The sequence below is a fragment of the Nitratidesulfovibrio sp. genome, assembly GCF_040373385.1.
Taxonomy (GTDB): Bacteria; Desulfobacterota; Desulfovibrionia; order Desulfovibrionales; family Desulfovibrionaceae; genus Cupidesulfovibrio.
The window spans coordinates 441,518-460,769 of the sequence record NZ_JBDXXH010000001.1; the positions used below are offsets into that span (position 1 = coordinate 441,518).

General features: G+C 66.3%; 17 protein-coding genes. 5 read left to right on the forward strand and 12 right to left on the reverse strand.

Going from position 1 to position 19,252, the window contains the following annotated elements; genetic code table 11:
• Positions 1 to 122: 122 nt before the first annotated feature.
• A complete protein-coding gene (locus tag ABWO17_RS01870) occupies positions 123 to 2,090 on the reverse strand; it encodes an ABC transporter ATP-binding protein (RefSeq protein ID WP_353115487.1) in 1,968 nt (655 codons plus the stop codon).
• An 81-nt stretch (positions 2,091 to 2,171) separates the two neighbouring features.
• Between ABWO17_RS01870 and ABWO17_RS01875 the strand changes: the two genes are divergently transcribed.
• Complete coding sequence (locus tag ABWO17_RS01875; RefSeq protein WP_353115489.1) at positions 2,172 to 2,720, forward strand: metal-dependent transcriptional regulator; 549 nt, start codon at positions 2,172 to 2,174, stop codon at positions 2,718 to 2,720.
• A 164-nt stretch (positions 2,721 to 2,884) separates the two neighbouring features.
• Here the strand turns inward: ABWO17_RS01875 and ABWO17_RS01880 are convergent, their stop codons facing one another.
• The 11 genes from ABWO17_RS01880 to hutW form a co-directional block, all read right to left on the reverse strand.
• Positions 2,885 to 3,664: an energy transducer TonB gene (locus ABWO17_RS01880; protein WP_353115491.1), complete on the reverse strand. Its 780-nt coding sequence runs from the start codon at positions 3,662 to 3,664 to the stop codon at positions 2,885 to 2,887.
• Positions 3,633 to 4,040, reverse strand: a complete 408-nt coding sequence (locus ABWO17_RS01885; protein ID WP_353115493.1) for an ExbD/TolR family protein — start codon at positions 4,038 to 4,040, stop codon at positions 3,633 to 3,635. Before ABWO17_RS01885 ends, ABWO17_RS01880 begins: the two co-directional genes overlap by 32 nt.
• A complete protein-coding gene (locus ABWO17_RS01890; RefSeq protein WP_353115495.1) occupies positions 4,037 to 4,843 on the reverse strand; it encodes a MotA/TolQ/ExbB proton channel family protein in 807 nt (268 codons plus the stop codon). Before ABWO17_RS01890 ends, ABWO17_RS01885 begins: the two co-directional genes overlap by 4 nt.
• A 5-nt stretch (positions 4,844 to 4,848) precedes the next feature.
• Entirely contained in the window at positions 4,849 to 5,382 is a 534-nt protein-coding gene (locus tag ABWO17_RS01895; RefSeq protein ID WP_353115497.1) for a hypothetical protein, read from the reverse strand.
• Positions 5,370 to 5,927 carry a flavodoxin family protein gene (locus ABWO17_RS01900; protein WP_353115499.1) on the reverse strand — a complete coding sequence of 186 codons (558 nt, stop codon included), beginning with the start codon at positions 5,925 to 5,927 and terminating at the stop codon, positions 5,370 to 5,372. Before ABWO17_RS01900 ends, ABWO17_RS01895 begins: the two co-directional genes overlap by 13 nt.
• Positions 5,924 to 6,502, reverse strand: a complete 579-nt coding sequence (gene hutX / locus ABWO17_RS01905; RefSeq protein ID WP_353115501.1) for a heme utilization cystosolic carrier protein HutX — start codon at positions 6,500 to 6,502, stop codon at positions 5,924 to 5,926. Before hutX ends, ABWO17_RS01900 begins: the two co-directional genes overlap by 4 nt.
• Complete coding sequence (locus tag ABWO17_RS01910) at positions 6,484 to 7,983, reverse strand: ATP-binding cassette domain-containing protein (RefSeq protein WP_353115503.1); 1,500 nt, start codon at positions 7,981 to 7,983, stop codon at positions 6,484 to 6,486. The genes hutX and ABWO17_RS01910 overlap by 19 nt, the downstream gene beginning before the upstream one ends.
• Positions 7,983 to 8,783, reverse strand: coding sequence for an energy-coupling factor transporter transmembrane component T family protein (locus ABWO17_RS01915; protein ID WP_353115505.1), 801 nt, complete (start codon positions 8,781 to 8,783; stop codon positions 7,983 to 7,985). The genes ABWO17_RS01910 and ABWO17_RS01915 overlap by 1 nt, the downstream gene beginning before the upstream one ends.
• Positions 8,761 to 9,441 (reverse strand): MptD family putative ECF transporter S component, encoded by a 681-nt coding sequence (locus ABWO17_RS01920; protein ID WP_353115507.1) that lies wholly within the window; start codon positions 9,439 to 9,441, stop codon positions 8,761 to 8,763. The genes ABWO17_RS01915 and ABWO17_RS01920 overlap by 23 nt, the downstream gene beginning before the upstream one ends.
• 236 nt (positions 9,442 to 9,677) lie before the next feature.
• Complete coding sequence (locus ABWO17_RS01925) at positions 9,678 to 11,810, reverse strand: TonB-dependent receptor plug domain-containing protein (protein ID WP_353115509.1); 2,133 nt, start codon at positions 11,808 to 11,810, stop codon at positions 9,678 to 9,680.
• Entirely contained in the window at positions 11,807 to 13,240 is a 1,434-nt protein-coding gene (hutW, locus tag ABWO17_RS01930; protein WP_353115511.1) for a heme anaerobic degradation radical SAM methyltransferase ChuW/HutW, read from the reverse strand. The genes ABWO17_RS01925 and hutW overlap by 4 nt, the downstream gene beginning before the upstream one ends.
• Before the next feature lie 936 nt (positions 13,241 to 14,176).
• Between hutW and ABWO17_RS01935 the strand changes: the two genes are divergently transcribed.
• From ABWO17_RS01935 to ABWO17_RS01950, 4 genes are all read left to right on the forward strand, one after another.
• Positions 14,177 to 14,680 (forward strand): Ros/MucR family transcriptional regulator, encoded by a 504-nt coding sequence (locus tag ABWO17_RS01935; protein ID WP_353115513.1) that lies wholly within the window; start codon positions 14,177 to 14,179, stop codon positions 14,678 to 14,680.
• A gap of 1,226 nt (positions 14,681 to 15,906) precedes the next feature.
• The gene (locus tag ABWO17_RS01940; RefSeq protein ID WP_353115515.1) at positions 15,907 to 16,962 is read left to right on the forward strand and encodes a TRAP transporter substrate-binding protein; all 1,056 of its coding nucleotides are present in this window, start codon (positions 15,907 to 15,909) and stop codon (positions 16,960 to 16,962) included.
• Between the two features lie 228 nt (positions 16,963 to 17,190).
• On the forward strand, positions 17,191 to 17,838 hold the full coding sequence (locus ABWO17_RS01945; RefSeq protein WP_353115517.1) for a TRAP transporter small permease subunit: 648 nt from the start codon (positions 17,191 to 17,193) through the stop codon (positions 17,836 to 17,838).
• Positions 17,839 to 17,900: 62 nt separating this feature from the next.
• Positions 17,901 to 19,241: a TRAP transporter large permease gene (locus tag ABWO17_RS01950; protein WP_353115519.1), complete on the forward strand. Its 1,341-nt coding sequence runs from the start codon at positions 17,901 to 17,903 to the stop codon at positions 19,239 to 19,241.
• Positions 19,242 to 19,252 lie beyond the last annotated feature (11 nt).

Consider the following 19,252-nt stretch of genomic DNA (forward strand, 5'->3'; position numbering starts at 1 on the left):
GGCTGTCCAGCGCGTTTCCGATGGGGATGTTGCGCTTCGTCCTTGGATGTTGGCACATTCGAGCGTTCCGGTGCGGCAGACGCTCTGGTTTGATGTTGCCCGCCCTGCCGTGGGCTGGCCGGTCACGCTTCGCCTCCGGGGCTCCACATCTCGGCGTACAGCCCCCCCTTGCCAAGGAGATATTGGGGTGAGCCGCGTTCCACTTCCCGCCCGTTGTCCAGGACGACCACAAGGTCGAAGTCGCTCAGCGTCGAAAGCCTGTGCGCGACAGCAATAACCATGCGTCCCGCGAACATTCCGGGAGCATGTTCATTCGGGCCGGGAGCATGTTCATTCGGGCCGGGAGCATGTTCATTCCGGGAATTGGCTTCGGACGCATCGCGTGCCTTGCCCTGCGGAGAGCCGAACCCGGTTGAGAGGTTGCGCTTGATGCGCTGTTCGGTCAGCGAATCCACGGCGGATGTCGCCTCGTCCAGGATCAGCACCGCCGGGTCGCGCAGCAGGGCGCGGGCCAGGGCGATGCGCTGGCGTTGCCCGCCGGACAGTTTCAGCCCCCGTTCGCCGATGAAGGTGGCGTAGCCGTCGGGCAATTCGGCGATGAAGTCGTGCGCGTCGGCCATGCGCGCAGCCTCGCGCACCGCCGCGTCGTCGGCATGCGGCGCGCCAAGGCGGATGTTTTCTTCCACCGTGCCGTGGAAGATGAACGGGTCCTGCGGCACGTAGCCGATGTGCGACCGGTACGAGGCCAGGGTCCAGTGCGCCAGCGGGCGACCGTTGACCAGCACCTCGCCGCGTTTGGGATCGTGCAGCCGCAGCAGCAGGCGCACCAGGGTGCTCTTGCCTGCGCCCGACGGCCCCACGATGCCCACCGACATGCCCTCGGTTACCGTCAGGTCCATGCCGTGCAGGGCGTCCCTTGCGCCATCGCGCCCTCCATCGCGCCCGTTACCGTGATCCTCTCCGTAGCCGTAGCCCGCACCGCGCAGTTCGATGCGCCGGGGCGGCTCGCGCAGGTCCTCGGCATCCGGCGCGTCCACCACCGTGGGGCGGGCCAGCAGCAGTTCGTCGATGCGCGTCAGGGCGGCGCGGGCCTGCTGCACCTGGTTGGCCACCATGCCCGCCGCAAAGATGGGCAGCACCAGGCGCATGCCCATGAACACGAAGGTGGTGTAGGCGCCCACGCTGGGGCCGTCGCCCTGGGCGGCCAGCCACCCGCCCCCGCCGATGAGCAGCGCGAAGGACAGCCCCGCCGCGATGAAGATGGCCGGGATGAACCGGGCCCGTGTGCGCGCGGCGGCAATGCCCGCATCGCGATATTCGGCGGACCGGGCGCGCAGCCGCTCCATCTCGTGGTCCTGGGCGTTGGCGGCCTGCAATTCGGCCACCCCGTGCAGGCTGTTTTCCAGCACCCCGGCAAAGCTCCCCGCCGCCTTGCGGGCATGCAGGTACTGGGGCCGGATGCGCCGGGCAAAGTGCACCATCAGCCACGCCACGCCGGGCACGGGCACCAGCAGCAGCATGGCCAGCCGCCAGTCCAGCCAGAGCATCCACCCATAGGTGCCACAGACCATCATGCCCACGCGCACCGCGCCGGGCAGGGTGTCGGACACCACGGCCTCCAGGGTATCCACGTCGCCGGACACCACGTTCATCAGGTCGCCCTTGCGGCGGCTTGCGTAGAATCCGGCGTCCAGCCGCAGCAGGTGGCCGTACAGGGCCATGCGCAGTGCATGGCGCAGCCGCTGGGCCACGTCGGCCAGCATGTAGTCGCTGCCACACTGGAAGGCGGCAAGCCCGCTGAAGGCCCCCAGCACCAGCATGCCGTACAGCAGGTAGGTTTCGGGCGCGGTCTGCCCCCTGGTGACGGCGTCCACCACCACGCCCAGCAGGGCCATGGGAATGAGGTCGCACAGCCGGGCCAGCAGGCTTCCCGCAAGGCCCAGGGCAAAGCGGGCGCGCAGGGGGCGCAGCAGCGCGGCAATCAGGTGCCGCCCCGTGGGGGGGGAGGGCGGTGCGGCGGAGAAGGGAGCCGATTCGGCTCCGGCGGTCGCGGGAATGGGGGCGGCGGGCCCCGGTACGGTGGCGTTCAAGGGGTGCATCCGGAAGGGTTTTACGATACAGGGGCGAAACGCGCACGACGGCGCGGACAACACTACACGCAAGGGGCCGACATGTCGGCAGAGCATACCCCGCCGCTGTCCAACACGCTTGAAGATTATCTGGTCACCATTTTTCATCTGGAGATGGAACGCGGCGCGGCACGCTCGCGCGACATCGCCGATGCCCAGGGGGTTTCGCGCTCCACGGTGACCAGCGCACTGAAGGCCCTGGCCTCGCGCGGACTCATCGAGTACCAGCCGTACAGCCTGGTGCGGCTGACCCCGCAGGGCGAGCCGCTGGCGCGCGAAATCGCCCACCGCAACATGATCCTGCGCCGCCTGTTCGGCGACGTGCTGCAACTGGATCGGCAACTGGCCGAGGCCACCGCCTGTCGCGTGGAGCACGCCGTGGATGCGCAGGTCATCAAGCGGCTTGGGCAGTTCCTATTGTACCTCGAACGCACCGGGCTGCAACTGGACCGCTGGCGCGAGGACTACGCGGCCTTCATGCAACGCCAGCCCCACCCCGGACCGGAGACCCAGGCAGACCCCCCGCCGTCGCCGGGGCCGCGCGTCCGCTCCACCAGGGGGACCCCGGAAGACAAGCCCGACAAGGCGTGACGCACCGCCCGCAGGGACCGTCCCACGCGTCGGCCCCGCCTGTCCCTGCCCCAGTCTGTCCCCCCCACCCGCAGATCATACGCCGCGAACACAGCGCCCGGAACATGTCCGGGCGCTGTGCGTTCCGGCGCGACTCCATCCGGCGGCGCCTTTGGCGGTTCGGCTCAGTGCAGTTCGTAGCGCACCGGCACCCGCACCCGCACTTCGCCAGGCAGGGTGATTCCGGGCACCCGCATGCCCTGCATGCGGGCAAAGGCCCGTTCCGTGGTCTTGTCCAGCAGGCTGTACGCGCTGCCTTCGGCCAGGCCGAAATTGCCGATGACGCCGTCGCCCCGCAGGGTGACTTCCATGAGCACCGTGCCCTGGTACCCCGCGCGGCGCGCGGCGCGCGGATATTCCTTGTGCCGTTCCACCAGTTCGGCCAGCGCGGCCAACACCCGCTGCATGGGCGTTGCCTCCGGCATGTCCACGCCGCGCGAATGGCCGGGGGCGGGCGTGCCGCGCACGGCTCCGGCCTGTGCCGTGGCGGGTGCGGACAGGGATGCCTGGTCCGGGGCCGGGGCCACATCCTGCGCCTCGTCCACTGCCATGGCCGGGGCTGTCACGGGGCGCGGAGCCACCCGTTCCGGGCGGGGGCGGGGTGCGGGACGCGGGGGCGTCACCTCGCGCCGGGGTCTGGGTTCCGCCGGGGCGGGCACGGCAGGCGCCGGGGCCATGGGTTCCGGCATGGTTGCCGCCGCCGGTGGTGGGGCAGGTTCCGGTCGTAGTTCCAGGGCCATCACCCCGGCGGGCAGGGGGGGCAATGTCGGGCGGGTGGCCAGCCCCTGGGTAAGCAGCAGGCCCAGCAGTACCCCGGCATGCAGGGCCAGCGTGCCCACCGAGGCGGCCCGGCCGCTGGCCCTCCAGCGGGTGTCACCGCGCGGGTTTCGTGGTGATGGAGACATTGCTCCTCCTTGCCAGTTTGGCCTCGTCCAGTACCTTCACGAACGGCTCGAAGGGCGCCCGCTCGTCCACATGCAGCACCAGCGGCCTGTCCGGCTCCGCCGTCAGCAGCGCGGGCAGCTCCTCGCGCGTGATTTCCCCGGTGCCGGAAAAGATGCGTCCCTCCGCGTCGATGGCCAGGGTGATTTCTTCGCGCGCTTCCTCGGGCACGGCGGCGGAAGATGCCGCAGGCAGCGCCACCTCCAGCACCGGCTGCGAGAAAGTGGACGCCATGATGAAAAAGATCAGCAGCAGGAACACGGCATCGATGATGGGCGTAAGGTCCAGCCCCGCGTCCACCCCGCCGAAATCGTCGTCCGCGCCGAAATCGCCGTTCATGACAAGCGCCCCGTCCCGGTGGCGACAGGTCCGGTGGCAGGTCGGGCTGTAGCATGCCCGGCTGCGGCGTCACGCCCCCCGCACGGGCACGCCACGGGGGCATCGGTGCTCCGGCGGCCTTCCGGCCGCGTGGGACCGCCGTCATGTCTCCCGTCGTACCCCCGGTCAGGTTCTCCGTCGCGGCCCCCCTCATCGCCGTGCGCGCACAGCCGTCCGCACAACTCCAGGGCCCGGTAGCTGTGCTCCACCGCCTCGATGCGGAAGCCGCGCACCTTGAGGCTGAGGTGGTAGAACACCACCAGGGTGGGAATGGCCACGCTCAGCCCGATGATGGTGGTCAGCAGCGCCTCCCAGATGCCCGCCGCCAGCATGGCCGGGTCTGCCGAGGCGCGCGATTTCGCCAGTTCGCGGAACACGTCCACCATGCCCAGCATGGTGCCCAGCAACCCCAGCAGCGGCGCCAGGATGGATATCAGCCGCAGGTACGCCAGCCCCTGCGACACCGAGGCGAAATTGCGGTGGAACAGGTATGCCACCTCTGCCCGGATGTCCTTGGAATGCTTGGCGTGGGTATGCACGATGCCGTTGATGATGCCCACCAGCGGGTTGGACGAGGCCTCGCACAGGCAGCGCAGGTATTCCTCGCCCCGCGTCTCCATGTCGTGGAGCGCGCACTTGAAGTCGCGCCCCACGAGGTGCAGGTAGATACCGTTGCGCAGCGCGAAATACAGGCTGCAACACGAAAGCACCACCAGGGCGATGCCTGCGGGCCCCAGCACGTCCACCAGTTCCTTCCAGTTCATGATGTTCACATCTCCATGGTCGCGCCGAACAGCGCCTGATCTTCGTCGACGCTGCACCGGCCCGTCATCCGCTCCACGCGCACGCGCAGCAGCGGGCTTCTGCCTGGCGTGGCGGCAAACTGTTCGCCCACGCCGGAATAGTCGCTGGTCATGACATCGCCCAGCAGGCGGAAGCCGCGCCGGATGGCCTGCGGGTCGCTGTCGAACCGGCCCTTGCCGTAACAACTCACTCCGGCCCACCAGGTCAGGGTGCGGTTGGTCAGGGTGAACTTGAGCAGCACGCGGCCGCCGCCGGAAGGGGCATCCGCGCCGTCCTGTCCCGCACCCCGTCCGTGAGCGAGCCCGGCGTCGTGCCCCGCGCCGCACAGGTTGCGCCAGGTGGTGCCGCGCGGGTTGATCATGAAGCACACCTCGTCGCCCTCGCGGTACGGCGTGGCCTCCACGGCATACGGCTCGCCCCCAGGCGAAACCGTGCAGATGGTGGCCCAGCGGACCCGGGCCACCAGGGCGCGCATTTCCGCGTCGGTCATTTCGCGCACGGGGCCTCCGCCGGGACGGTCGCGGTCCGGGCACGGTCCACCATGGCCAGGAAGGCGGCCTGCGCGTCGGCAAGGTCCTTCTGGTCGGGATGGCGCTCCGCTTCCCGGATGCGCGCGATGCGTTCCGGAGTCATGGGGTGCGCGTCCGAGGCCATCTTCTGCATCATGGCGACCACGGCAGGGTCGATGCGCCCCTGGCACAGGAACGAGCCCAGCACCTCGTTGCCCTCCATCATTTCTTCGGCGCGGTGGATGCAGTCGCGGGCATGGTCGGAATCGGGCCATGCCCCCAGGGTGCCGAACAGGCCCACCCGGCAGCCCTTCACCGTCTGCATGTACCTGGCGGTTGCCGCGTCCGGGCCGCCCTTGTCCACCCAGAAGCCCAGGGCCACGAAATCATAGCCGAGAGTTCCGGCCCCCCCGGAAAGGTCCGGGGCCTCGTCCACCGGACACAGGTCGCAGGGCTGGGGCAGGCTGGCCGCGATGGCGCGGGCCACCTTTTCGGTGTTGCCGGTGCGCGAGGAATAGACGACCAGCGATTTCATGCCGCCACCTCGCCCGCGTTCTTGCCCGCATCCATGCTGTCGGCAGTCAGGGCCGGACCGGCGCAGACCCGGTCGCGCAGGGCCAGGAACGCCTCGCGCACGGCGGGGATCAGTGCGCGGCCCTCGCGGCCCGCGTACACCGAGAACATGGCCGCGCCGTCGGTGTCGTAGAACTGCACGGAGTGGCTCTCCAGCCCGAAGAACGGTTTGGACAGAAAGCACACCGTGCCCAGCCGCTCGATGAACACGTGCCCGCCCAGGGGATTGTCCGCGTCGTGCAGGTTGAACATGCCATGGCCCCGGCGGCCCTTGGGCAGCCTGCCTTTCACCTCCATCACCGCGCCCGGCGTCATGGCGATGAGGGTCACCTTCTCCCAGCCGGTCATGTCGTCCCACACCGCGTCAAAGGACGCTGCCGGGGCAAAGCGGCGCATGTCGGCGGGCAGGGCGCAGGCCACGGCGCCTTCGGGTGCGCCGCAGCGCTGGGCCAGGGTGTGCAGCATGATGTCCGGGCTGTCCTGCACGGCGGTCTGCACGGCGTCGCGCAGTTCCGGCGTCACGAGATGGTCGAACATTGGGGATTCTCCTTGGGGATGCGCGGGCCGCGCAACGGCAGGCGCAGCGCGGCGTCGCAGGTGATGGAAAGCAGTTCCAGGTCGTGGCTGATCAGCAGCACCACCGCGCCCCGCGCAGCGGCGGCGCGCACGGCGTCGGCCACCAGCCGCATGTTGTGGCCGTCGAGGCCGCTGGTGGGTTCGTCGAGGATGAGCACCTCGGGCTGCTTGGCCATGCCGCAGGCGATGACCAGCCGCTGCTTTTCCCCGCCCGACAGGGATTGGGGATGGCGGTCGGCCAGGTGGGCTAGGTTGAACAGGTCCAGCAAATCGGGCAGGCGCGGCAGGTCACTTTGGGCAGGGGGGGATGCGGAGCCGTTGGCGTTCCGCGCCGTGCCTGCCCCTCCCGCCCCTCCCGCCCCACCTGCAATGATGGACGCGGCGATTTCCTCGCGCACGCTCTTCATGTGTAGTTGGTGGTCGGTGTTCTGCAGCACGATGCTGCCGTGGCGCAGCATGCGGTCCGGCCGGACCGGCACGCCGTGCAGGTGCAGCCTGCCGGAGTGCATGCGGTGCAGCCCGGTGAGCAGCCGGGCCAGGGTGGTCTTGCCCGTGCCGTTGTCACCCAGCACCCCGATGACCCCGCGCGGCAGCAGGAACGAGGCCCCGTGGAACAGTTCCGGTCCATGTTTGTGGGCATAGCGCAGGTCGGCCACGCACAGGGCGTCGCCCCGGCCGCTGGCCTCGGGCAGGGCGGTGCGCGGGTCGGCCACGCGGGCGGCGCGCAGGCCGCGCGCGGTGCGCAGCCCGTCGTCGTGCAGGAGGGAAAACTCCCCTTCCTCCACGATGCGGCCTTCGGCCATCACCACCACCCGGTCCACCACGCCTTCCAGCCAGTACAGGCGGTGATCGACGATCAGCACGGCCATGCCCGCAGCCTTCAGCGCGCGAATCTCGTCGGCCAGGGCCAGGGTGGCTTCCGGGTCCAGGTTGGCGGTGGGTTCGTCCAGCACCACGGCGCGCGGCCCCAGCGACAGGATGGAGGCCAGCGCCACCTTCTGCTTCTGCCCTTCGGACAGGTCGTGGATGGGTTGGTCGAGCAGATGGGCGATACCGAAGCGGCGGGCGGCCTCGTCCACGGCGGCCAGGGTATGGGCCGGTTCGCTGCCGCGCCATTCGTGGGCAAAGGCGATCTCGTCGCCCACGGTCAGGGCGAAGAACTGGTTTTCCGGGTCCTGGAACAGGGTGCCCACCATGCGGGCCAGTTCGTGCAGGGGCGTTTCCGCCGTGCGCTGGCCGCCCACGGTGACGTCGCCCTCCAGCCGTCCACGGTAGTAGTGGGGGCACAGGCCGTTGGCCAGGCGCACCAGGGTGGATTTGCCGCACCCGCTGGGGCCGGTGCACAGCACCGCCTCGCCGGGGCGCACCCGCAGGGAAAGGTCGCGTACGGCAGGTTCCGTGGCGTGGGGATAGGTATAGGTGGCGTCGGTCAGGCACAGCATCAGAACATGCCTCCCCCGCCCCAGCCCGCGCGCAGTTGCAGCCCCACGCCCGCCGCCACCAGCACCAGCGCGGCCACCATGGCGGCCCAGTCGCGCCGGGCAAGATGCACCGTGCGGCACGGGCGCAGCCTGTCGGCGTAGCCCAGCCCCTTCAGCTCCGCCGCAATGCCCAACTCGTCCGCCGCGCGCAGGGCGCGGAACACCAGCGGCACGAACAGCAGGCGCATCGACAGCAGGGGGTGGCGCAGCAGGAACAGCGGATTTACCTGATAGCCGCGCGTTTTCAGGGTTTCCGACACCTGACGCACGTCGGCCACGAACGACGGCACGAAACGCACCATCACCGCCGTGGGAATGTACACGCAGAACGGCAGGTGCAACGACTTCAGGGTGGACAGCATGGCCTGCACCCGCGTGGACAGGGCCAGCGCCAGCACCACGTTGACCATGATGGCCAGCCGCAGGAACGGCACCAGCAGGCGCACCGGCTCCAGCGGGGACATGCGCGGCACGGCCAGGTGCATGAGGTGCATCAGGCCAAAGGCCACGCACAGCATGGCCGCGATGCCCGCGTGACAGGCCAGCAGCATGCGCCAGCGGCCCAGGGTCAGGGCATAGGCCACGGACGCGGCCAGCAGCAGGCCCAGCGCCACGGGGTCGGCCAGCACCATTACCGCCACGGACCCCAGCAGCGAAATGGCCATCTTGGTCCGCGCATCCAGCCGGTGCATCAGGCCACCACCGGGCGCGGACGCCCCCCCGCCGACGGTCCAGCGATCATTCATGGACGATGCCCGCATGGCGCAGCTCCCGCAGAAAACGCAGGCCCACCGGCAGCCCGGCCAGGGCACCCACGTACCCGATGGCCACCACCACCCCGGTGAACAGCAAAAGTTCCGGCTGCTCGCGCACGAACAGCCACGACACGCCGAACGACCCGGCCTTGAACAGCAGGTCGTAGCAGGCGATGCCCGCCACCAGGGCCATCTCGTTGCGGTAGCCGCCCAGCAGCAGGATGATCCCTTCCGCCGCGATGCCCGCCACCAGCATGGACGGCAGCAGGAAGAACCCGCCGCCCATGAGCAGCATGGACACCAGCACGTTGACCAGCGTGAACAGCAGCAGGGTGCCCGGCTTGCGCAGCTTGAACAGCAGCACCAGCGCCAGCACCGTGAACACCAGGTTCTTCAGCACCAGGGTGAGCGGGTTCATGCCGCCGCCCACCAGGGCCACCAGCAGGCTGGACACCTTGGTCAAGGCGGCGAACACGCCCACCGTCACCAGTTCGCGTACGGCCCAGTACCGTGTCCCCGACCTGCGGATGGCGCCGGACCGGACAGACGGGGACGGGGCGGGGGGGGATTGGACCGATGAGAAGCGGGCCGGGGCCTCCGGGATCTCCGGGACCTCCAGAGCGGGCAGGTGCGGCGCGCCGGGGGCGCTTGCGGTGGTTTTCATGCGTCGACATCCGTTGGGTTGAAGGCGGGTGCCGGACGACCGGCGGGGCGGCGGGATGCGTCGGGCGGTATCTTTGGCATACTGTGGGGGCACACTGTGGGGGCACACTGTGGGGGGGGGCACATTGCGGCGTCACGACCGGAGATGTGTGGGGGGGTGCCGGTTGCCCGGCACCCGCCTTTGACATACTGAAAACGATTTCCATTTTCAACATCAAGTGTGATGCCGTCAGAAAATCAGAACGTGGTTCCCACCTTGACCACCGCGTGCATGCCCGGTTCGTCGATGGACGAGGCCGCCGTCTGGTAGTCCCGGTTCAGGATGTTCAGCAGCTCCAGGCTGACGAAGTGCTGCCGCTCTTCGCCGAACTTGGTGCCCAGCGAGAGGTTCAGCGTTTCCCAGGCCTCGTAGTTGTCGCTGGTGCCGTCGGAATATTCCTCGCGGGCGTCCACGGCGGCACGCATGTACAGGTCGGCGAACAGGTTCAGCTTGCGTTCCGGCAGGTCGCGGTCAAAGCGCACGCCAAGGCGGCCCATGTATTCCGGGTGGCCGGTATCCCAGGTGTCCAGCGTGCCGGAGTCGTAGTGGCGTTTCAGCCACGTGCCGCTGGCGTACGGGGTGAGGAACAGCGAGCGGAAGGTGTACCCCGCCGAGGCCTCGATGCCGTAGGTGTCGGCCTCGTCCACGTTGGTGAACTGGCTGCCGCCGGTGACCGCCGTGGTAGTGATGTAGTCCTTGGCGTTGGACATGAAGAAGGCCACGTCCAGGTTCAGCGCGCCGTTGTCATACCGGGCGCCCACCTCGTAGTTGTTCGAGGTTTCCGGATCCAGGTCGGGGTTGGGGTAGGTGGGGTCCGAGCTGCCGTGCACCGTGCCGATGTACAGCTGTTGCAGGTTGGGGAACCGGTACCCCTGCGAGAACAGGGCGCGCAGGGTGGTATCCTCGATGCCCGCCCAGGTCAGCCCCGCGCTGAACACCGGGTGCGAGGCGGAGCGGGTGTCCGTGTCCAGGCTGGGGTTGTTGGTGTCTTCCAGTTCCGAACGCACCCACGTCTGGCGCACGCCAAGGGTCAGGGCGAAGTCGGCGGGCAGGGTCCATTCGTCCTGCAGGTACACCGCGTGGGTGTCCATGGTGGCGTCGTAGTCGTACTTGGTGAAGGTGGACGTGGACGAGCCGAACATGGTGGTGGTCTGGAGAATCTCGGTGGTGGCGTCCAGGTCGTCCAGGTTCATGTCGTAGCCCAGGATGACGTGGTGGTTCTCGTGCGGCAGCAGGTCCACCTGCATGGTGCCGCCCCAGCTTGCCTGTTCGTTGCGGGTCCACTGGTCCTGGTCCACGGTCAGGAAGGCCGTGGGCTTCACTCCGATGATGTTGATCATCTCCTTGGTCACTTCCTGGTAGAAGCCATCCACCCGCACCCGCGAGACCAGCTCGCTGATGTCGCGGAACTCGGCGTAGGCGCCTGCCTTGCGGCGTTCCCACACGGGGATGTCCAGGTCGAAGTTGTACAGGGTGTCGCCGGTGGTGCCTTCCGGCGTCATGGAGTTCAGGTTGCTCCAGTATTCGTCGTAGGTGACCCCGAAGGACGCCTTGTCCGCGTCGTAGCCCAGGAATGCCGAGTTGTCGCGGGACATGTACGAGGTGTCGTCCATCTCGCCGTCGGCGGAACGGCGGTTGCCCTGGTCGTTGTAGCTGCCCGACACGCGGTACTTGAAGCCGTTCATGCCGCCGAAGGCCGAGAGGTATTCGGTGAAGCCGTCGGTGGACGAGTCGAAGGTGAGGCTGGTTTCCACGCTGATGGGCTTTTCACCGCCCTTCTTGGTGATGATGTTGATGACGCCGCCGATGGCCTCTGACCCGTACAGCACGGAGGCCGGGCCCTTGATGACCTCTATGCGTTCGATGCGGTTGGGGTCGATGAGCAGGGCCGCGCCGTCCATGGACTTCTGCTCGGAGATCTTCTGTCCGTCGATGAGCACCAGCACGCGCTGCCCGCTTTCACCGCGAATCTGCACGCGCTTGGCGCCGGGCACGGAAAGGTCGAACACCTCCACGCCGGGCACGTCGCGCAGGGCGTCGGCCACGTTGATGGCGGGACTGCGCTTCAGGTCTTCCTGGTCCACCACGGCGGCGGACGAGGGCACGTCCTTCAGGTCGTGTTCCGTGCGGGTGGCGGTGACCACCACGTCGCGGGTACGGGCGGGCTGTTCCTCCGCCTCTGCGGTGGTTTCCTCGGCCAGGGCGGCTGCGGGCGACAGCAGCAGCACGGTGGCGGCGGCCAGCAACAGGCGGGCGGCCCCCCTCGTGCGTCGGGCGGGCATGTGCCCGTGGGCGGTCTTCAGTCGACCCGGTGCGATGTCTTCTCTCACGATGGTTGTTCCTCCTCGATCTCGCGGATCAGATAGTTGATGAGCAGGTGCGCCATGGTCACCTGCCAGAACTGTCCGGCTACGGTCAGTTCCAGCCAGTCGCCGTCCCGTTCCAGCAGCCCGGCGCCGCGCCACTGTTCCAGCAGGGGCGCGGCATGGCGCGCCACGGGCTGGCCCAGTTCCGCGTCCAGCCGGGCAGGGTCGATGCGCCCCGCCTCGAAGGCGGAGGCCACGGCCCGCGCAAGCCCGGCGGAGGCCGGGGGCAGCATCAGGGCCATGACGGGCTTGCCGCCGCCCTGCACCGCCGCCAGCCAATCGGCGTAGGTTCGCTGGATGAAGAAGGCGTGACCGTGCAGCATGCCCCCGGCCCCGGGGCCATACGCCAGACAGTGCGCCTGCCCCTTGGCCAACTGGTTGTAAAGATTGCGTTCGCGTGTGGTGCGGCCCCAATGGCTGGACGACAGCCGCCGCCAGCGCGCCCCGTGCATCAGCCGGATGCCCTCGGCGAACAGGCGGCCCTGTTCCGCCATGTCCGCCGCAGGGGGCAGCTTGCCCGCTTCCACCGCCGCAAACAGCGGCGTGCCCCGGAACACGTTGAGCTGGTAGAAGTCCGCGCCGTCCAGTTCCAGTTCCAGCAGGGTTTCCACGTCGCGCCGCCACGAATCGGCGGTCTGGGTGGGAAAGCCGTAGATCAGGTCGATGACCACCGCCGCCTGGTCGTAGGCGGCAAGGCGACGCAACGCGGCCACGATCTCCTCGCGCGGGGCGCGGCGGCCCATGCGGCGGCGCAGTTCGGTGTCGAAGGTCTGCACCCCCAGCGAAAAGCGGTTGGCCCCGCCCGCCAGGCAGGCCTCCATTTTCTCCGGCCCGAAGTTGTGGATGCGTCCTTCCACGGTGATTTCGCAGTCGTTGGCCAGGGGCAGGGCCACCGCAATGCCCTGAAGCAGCCGCAGCAGATCCGGGGCTTCCAGCGCCGTGGGGGTGCCGCCGCCAATGTACACGGCGTGCACCGGCCCCTGGTCCTGGGCGGGGGCGTGGGCCCACATGTCCAGTTCGCGCAGCAAGGCATCGGTGTAGCGGGCGCTTTCGCCAGGGCCGTATGCCTTGGTGTAGAAGCCGCAGTACAGGCAATGCGTTTCGCAGAACGGCACGTGCACGTAGGCCGCCGTCTTGCCCGCGCGCGGGCGGGACAGCAGGTGGCCCAGCAGGTCGGCCCTGCGGTCTTCTTCCACCGGGGTGCCGCCCAACCCCGCATGGATGGCCAGCTTGCGCGCGAAGGCATTGCCCAGCGGGTCGCCATCGGTCGCGGCAAAGCAGGCCCGCAGGCGCTGCCCGGCGTCATGCGGGGTGGTGTCGGCGGCGGTATCGGTGGATATGGCGGCGGTGGTAGCGGTCGCTTCTCCACCCGGCAGGCCCTGCTTGCCGTACATACGATTTTGGATTTCATTATCGCTGATGGGCAACATGGCGGCGTCTGAAACCGTACGAGTCATGCGGTGTACCCCGGCTGGCCCCGCTACAGGCAGCGTGTTTTACTGTGCTCACAAAGTTTGATCAAACGAACTTTTTAGCCCAATGCCACGCGCCCCATGCAGATGTCAAGGCTGATAGCCCAAAAAAACGACTGGCCCCGGATACGGGCAACCAGGGCTTGGCCCGCGTTGCGGTGCCGGTGGCAGTCATGTGGCGCCGGGCTGGTGGTTCGCACGGCTTCGCGAAAGGAGAGACTCGGGGGCTGGAGCGTGCCGGGACAACTGCGGGAGGTCGATTGTGGCGTCACGACCATGTCCGGGCAACGGCATCGACAAGGTGGGTTGGTTCGTCGTGTCAGGGCTGGGTCGGCAGGCGTGGCGTTGCCATGCGTCCTGCCGGTGCGTTGTGCTTCTGCGGACGCATGCTGCCGGGGGGGATCGTCCGTTCAGCCTGCCGGGTGGCGTTGGATGTCGGCCTGTATATGTTCCCCACGGGATGCGGGTTTGCGGACCCGTGCCGGACGGGATGCCGAAGATGGCATGTTGCGGTGTGTGCGGGCAACTGGTCGGTGAGGTTCTGCGTTTGAAGGTGATGGTCGTGAACTGGAGCGCGGCGCGATCCGCCCTTTGTCGGTTCGGATGCTGCCCGGTTTGAGGTTTCTTGCGGTTGCAGGTAAGGCGCACGCCTTGCACGGCACAAGCCGAGGTACTGGGCCATTCTTTTGCGCCAGTCACCCTGTGAACGCGCGCACGGTCAGCACTCGGACTGCGTGCGCAACCACACCCCGTGCCGATTATATTGTGAAACATGCATGTAAAACATTGACAGGTGCGCACAACAATGTATGTGCATCAGTGAGTTGTGCAAACCGTCAATAAATTATCGAGGTTGATATGGATGACATGTTCAAGCAGGCACTGGAGCTGGTGAAGGCGCAGGCAACCGTTCGCGCGATGACTGTGGATGAAATGACCAGCATGGTAGGCACGTTGGCCAGAAGCCTCCAGGCTCTGTCGCAGGACCCCGCAGGTGCCGTTGCGGCTGAATCTGCCCCCGTACCGAAGGGTGATGTTGCGAAGGCCATCAGGGAATCGGCCGTCACCTGTCTGGAATGCGGCAAGGTGTGCAAGATCATCACGGCGAAGCATCTTGCCTTGCACGGTCTGGATGCCGATGCCTATCGCGAGAAGTGGGGAATCAAGGAAGGCACCCCGCTTGCCTGCAAGTCGCTCGTGCGGGCCCGCCGCAAGAAGATGAAGGAAATGCAGCTCTGGGAGCGGCGCAAGTCGGCCGTTGGGGCGAAGCTCAAGGCAGAAGAAGCGGCACCGGCCGCTGGCATGGTTGCCCAGGCCGCTCCGGGCAAACCCAAGGCAAAGGGCAGACCGAAAAAGGCATGACGCGCAGGGCAACGGCCCGTGCGCTGGGAAAAGGGGGCTGCGAGCCCCCTTTTCGTTTTTCTGCACTTGTTGTCGCACGGTCAGCCCTCTCAATATCCCATACGCCCCGGTACAACGCCGCGCACGCTCTGCGTGGGGCCGGGGAATTGGCCTTGCTGCGCGGGATGAGGTTGATACGGGCGCGGGGGCTGCCTTGCCCGGCGCCGTCGTTGCAACTGGTGCTGGTGGTGAACCCGGCAACGCAGGGGGCGTCCGCCGTGATGTGCGCCCAAGGTTTGTGGACCTGCTCGTCCACGTTGCGCCGTTCCTGTTCCGCCAGGCGAGTTCGTCGGCGCAAGGGCGGCAGTCCGAACTCGCGCGGTCAGCTCCATGGGGTGCAGACGTCCCTCCCGTGCGGGGCATCCCTAATGGCCTGTGTGCCCCCGATCTCGGTACCGTCACGCCGTCTGTTCCCTGGGCAGTCGGCCGGTTCGAATCTGCCCGACAGCTTTGACAGAAACGTCAACGCTGAAGGGGTGCGGTGGGCAGCATTGTTCCGGTGTTCCGCCCGTCGTGCGACGCAACCACGCCATGGGGTTGTCCATTCTCGCCAAGCTGCTGATTGCTGGCGAGATTGTGTATTGTGATTGTTGTGCAGAAAAAGCGGGGATGGTTTCTCTTGGTGAATGTTTTTCAAATTCGAAAATGAAAATATGAATGATTATTCTATGGTGAATCGTTTTGATTTGTCTGAAAAAGTGCAATGCAATTGTCGTTAGATTTGAATCTGAAGTTTGAAAGATGTTATATCATCTGTTACGTATGAATGAGTTGTAATGTTATCGGAAATATATTCACGTGTATCATGCATAAATGCCCATTTATCGATTATAGCATCGAGATACAAAAATGTTAATTCCATGTCCGAGCAGAGATTTTTCATGACACTGTTTTTGTTTGATATTTTTTAAGGTAGGAGGACTGTTTCTGAAATAGTTGTTTACAGTTTTGTGTAATATTGGTGACGCATGTGTCGGGAATGGGCGGGGGGCGATCCTCGTCCATTAATTTTTTCATATATCCTGCATTGTTTTGAGTGTTCCGTTTTGCTCCGGTTTCTTGGCATGCCGATTGCTTTTTGGTGAAAAGCTACGATGCGGCGCTGTTGCGGACCGCGATGGGTCGTCGGTCCGGACGGCAGCATGCTTGATCAACCAGTGGGCTTTGGCTCCAGACCGGAGGAACGTATGGAAAGACGCGAGTTTCTGAGGACGGCGGGCATCGGGGCCACGGCAGCGGTGGCGGCGTCCACGGGCATCATGCAGGCGACAGACGCCCGCGCCGCCAAGGCGCCCATCAAGTGGCGCATGCAGACCTATGCCGGGGCCGCGCTAGCCGAATACGTCATCAAGCCGCAGATCGATGCCTTCAACAAGGCCGCCAACGGCGAGATGGTCATCGAACTGTTCACGTCCGACCAGTTGGTCTCCACCAGCGAACTGTTCCGCGCCGTGCAGGACGGCACCATCGACGCGGCGCAGTGCGACGAGGACTCCATGTCCTCGCCCTCCGACGTGGCCATCTTCGGCGCGTACTTTCCCTTTGCCACCCGCTACTCGCTGGACGTGCCCGCCCTGTTCGAGCACTGGGGCCTGAACGACATCTGGAAGGAAGCCTACAGCGAAATCAAGGGCGTGGAATGGCTGGGCGTGGGCGCGTGGGACCCCTGCAACTTCGCCACCACCAAGCCCATCCGTTCGCTGGCCGACCTCAAGGGCAAGCGGGTGTTCTCCTTCCCCACCGGCGGCAAGTTCATGAGCCAGTTCGGCGTGGTGCCCGTCAGCCTGCCCTGGGAAGACATCCAGGTGGCCTTGCAGACCGGCGAACTGGACGGGGTGTGCTGGTCCGGCATCACGGAAGACTATACTTCCGGCTGGTCCGAGCAGTGCAAGTACTACCTCACCAACAACATCTGCGGCGCGTGGATCGGCTCGTACTTCGCCAACAGCAAGAAGTGGGCGGAAGTGCCCGAGCATCTCAAGACCCTCTTCAAGCTCACCTGCGACAGTTCCAACTACTTCCGCCAGCACTGGTACTGGTGGGGCGAGGCGCACTACCGCGTCAACGGCGGCAAGATGGAGATGACCTCCATTTCCGATGCCGAATGGGGCCAGGTGGAAGCCGCCGCCCACAAGTTCTGGGATGAAACGGCCAAGAAGAGCGCCCGGTGCGCCAAGGTCGTGGACATCCTGAAGAAGTACAACGCGGAAATGGTCAAGGCTGGCCGCCCCTACCGGTATTGATCGTGGTTTCACGGGGCGGGCGGACCTTCCGCCCGCCCGGTCGCGCCGCCGTCCGACCGCCGCTTGCCTGGCCGGTGGGGCGGCGGCGTGCAACGCCGTTTATCGACACGAATATGCGACGGGCCCTGACCGGCCCTGACCGGCCCTGACCAGTCCTGACCAGTCCCGATCAGCCCTGACCGGCCATGACAGGTCGTGCACGGTCGCCACGTCGCGGAGGGTGCTGACATGCCCAATTGCATCAGATTGTTTGTCCGGTATGTGGACGCGGTGAACCGCCTCGTGGGGCGGGTGGTGCTGTATCTCGTCTTCGTGATGATGGCCGTTCTGCTGTACTCGGCCGTTTCCCGGTACTTCTTCCATTCCCCGGTCATCTGGGGGGTGGAGATGGCCCAGTTCTGCATGGTCGCCTACTACCTGCTGGGCGGCGGCTTCGCACTGCTGGTCAATTCGCACGTGCGCATGGACGTGTTCTACGGGCGCCTGAAATGGCGCAACCAGGCAAAAATGGACGTCTTCACGTCGTTCTTCCTGGTGGTCTATCTGGTGATGCTGCTGTACGGCGGCCTGTCCAGCACGTGGTATTCCATAGAATTCAACCAGCGCAACAACACCGCATGGGGGCCGTCGCTTGCACCCATCAAGATTCTGATGGCCATCGGCATAGCGCTGACCTTGTTGCAGTCCATCTCGGAATTCTTCAAGGCCGTTGCCCGGTCGCGCGGGTTGCTGCTGGGTGAGGAGATTCCCGAACGGCTGATCGTGGAAACCGGCAGTGCCGAACCGGCAGAGGACCGCGAGTCCGCAGGCATGCCGGACGGCGCCGCCCTGGCTTCCGAACTGGCCCCTGCCCATGCGCTGGGCAGCCCGCGCTAACTGTTCACTTCGAGTACACTCCCGGCTTCAGTGCATGTGGACGCGGTAAAGGACGCGAGGATATGTTCGACATCACCTTCACGCTATCGCACGAGAGCATAGCTCTTCTTCTCTTCGCTTCCATGGGCATGCTGATGCTCACCGGGCAGCGTGTCTTTGCGGCCATCGGCTTCGTGGGTGCCGTGGCGGCCGTGTTCCTGTGGGGCACGGGCGGGTCGCAGATGGCGTTCAACGCCAGCATGACCCTGATGAAATGGTTCCCCATGATCACGCTGCCGCTGTTCATCTACATGGGCTACATGCTGTCGGAATCGGGCATCGCCAACGACCTGTACCGCATGTTCCACGTCTGGATGGGGCCGCTGCCCGGCGGCCTTGCCATCGGCACGGTGGTGCTGATGGTGGCCATTTCGGCCATGAACGGCCTGAGCGTGGCGGGCATGGCCATCGGCGCCACCATCGCCATGCCCGAAATGCTCAAGCGCGGCTATGACAAGCGCATGGTTTCCGGGGTCATCCAGGCGGGCAGTTCGCTCGGCATCATGATGCCGCCCAGCGTGGTGCTGGTGCTGTACGGCATGATCGCCCGCCAGCCGGTGAGCAACCTGTGGTTGGCGGGCATTGGCCCGGCCATCATGTTCGCGGTCATGCTCATCGGCTACATCGTCATCCGCTGCAAGCTCAACCCGGCCATGGGTCCGGCCCTGCCGAAGGAAGAGCGCGACGCCATCACCAGCGCCGAAAAGTGGAGCAGCCTGTGGGCGGGCCTGCTGCCGCTGGCCATCATCTTTTCCGTGACCGGGGCCTTCATGACCGGCATCACCAGCCTGGTGGAAAGTTCTGCCGTAGGCGCGCTGGTGGCCACCCTGGCCGCGCTGGTCAAACGGCGCCTCAACGGCAAGGTGATGCGGGTGGTGCTGGTGCAGACGCTGAGCGTGAGCTGCATGTTCATGTGGATCATCATGGCCGCGCTGTGCTTCAGCTCCGTGTTCGACGGCCTGGGCGCCGTGCACGCCATCAAGACGCTCTTTCTCGATGGCTGGCACCTCAGCCCGTGGGGCGTGCTGATCATCATGCAACTGTCCTACCTGGTCATGGGCATGTTCCTGGACGACACGGCCATGCTGGTCATCGTGGCCCCGCTGTACATTCCGCTGGTCAAGGCGCTGGGCTTCGACCCCATCTGGTACGGCGTGCTGTACACCATCACCTGCCAGATAGCCTACATGACCCCGCCCTTCGGCTACAACCTGTTCCTGATGAAGGCCATGGCGCCCAAGGGCGTGACCCTGAGCGACATATACAGCTCCATCATCCCCATGGTAATCCTGATGCTCATAGGCTTGGTGCTTGTCATGGTCTTCCCCGACATCGCCATGTTCCTGCCCCGCGTGCTCCTGTAAGAGAGGCAGCC

Excerpts from the sequence above, each read along its gene's own strand:
- ABWO17_RS01875 (WP_353115489.1), top strand. The coding sequence starts at position 2,172 with ATGTCGGCAGAGCATACCCCGCCGCTGTCCAACACGCTTGAAGATTAT.
- ABWO17_RS01880 (WP_353115491.1), bottom strand. The coding sequence starts at position 3,664 with ATGTCTCCATCACCACGAAACCCGCGCGGTGACACCCGCTGGAGGGCC.
- ABWO17_RS01885 (WP_353115493.1), bottom strand. The coding sequence starts at position 4,040 with ATGAACGGCGATTTCGGCGCGGACGACGATTTCGGCGGGGTGGACGCG.
- ABWO17_RS01890 (WP_353115495.1), bottom strand. The coding sequence starts at position 4,843 with ATGAACTGGAAGGAACTGGTGGACGTGCTGGGGCCCGCAGGCATCGCC.
- ABWO17_RS01900 (WP_353115499.1), bottom strand. The coding sequence starts at position 5,927 with ATGAAATCGCTGGTCGTCTATTCCTCGCGCACCGGCAACACCGAAAAG.
- hutX (WP_353115501.1), bottom strand. The coding sequence starts at position 6,502 with ATGTTCGACCATCTCGTGACGCCGGAACTGCGCGACGCCGTGCAGACC.
- ABWO17_RS01910 (WP_353115503.1), bottom strand. The coding sequence starts at position 7,983 with ATGCTGTGCCTGACCGACGCCACCTATACCTATCCCCACGCCACGGAA.
- ABWO17_RS01915 (WP_353115505.1), bottom strand. The coding sequence starts at position 8,783 with ATGCGGGCATCGTCCATGAATGATCGCTGGACCGTCGGCGGGGGGGCG.
- ABWO17_RS01920 (WP_353115507.1), bottom strand. The coding sequence starts at position 9,441 with ATGAAAACCACCGCAAGCGCCCCCGGCGCGCCGCACCTGCCCGCTCTG.
- hutW (WP_353115511.1), bottom strand. The coding sequence starts at position 13,240 with ATGTACGGCAAGCAGGGCCTGCCGGGTGGAGAAGCGACCGCTACCACC.
- ABWO17_RS01935 (WP_353115513.1), top strand. The coding sequence starts at position 14,177 with ATGGATGACATGTTCAAGCAGGCACTGGAGCTGGTGAAGGCGCAGGCA.
- ABWO17_RS01940 (WP_353115515.1), top strand. The coding sequence starts at position 15,907 with ATGGAAAGACGCGAGTTTCTGAGGACGGCGGGCATCGGGGCCACGGCA.
- ABWO17_RS01945 (WP_353115517.1), top strand. The coding sequence starts at position 17,191 with ATGCCCAATTGCATCAGATTGTTTGTCCGGTATGTGGACGCGGTGAAC.
- ABWO17_RS01950 (WP_353115519.1), top strand. The coding sequence starts at position 17,901 with ATGTTCGACATCACCTTCACGCTATCGCACGAGAGCATAGCTCTTCTT.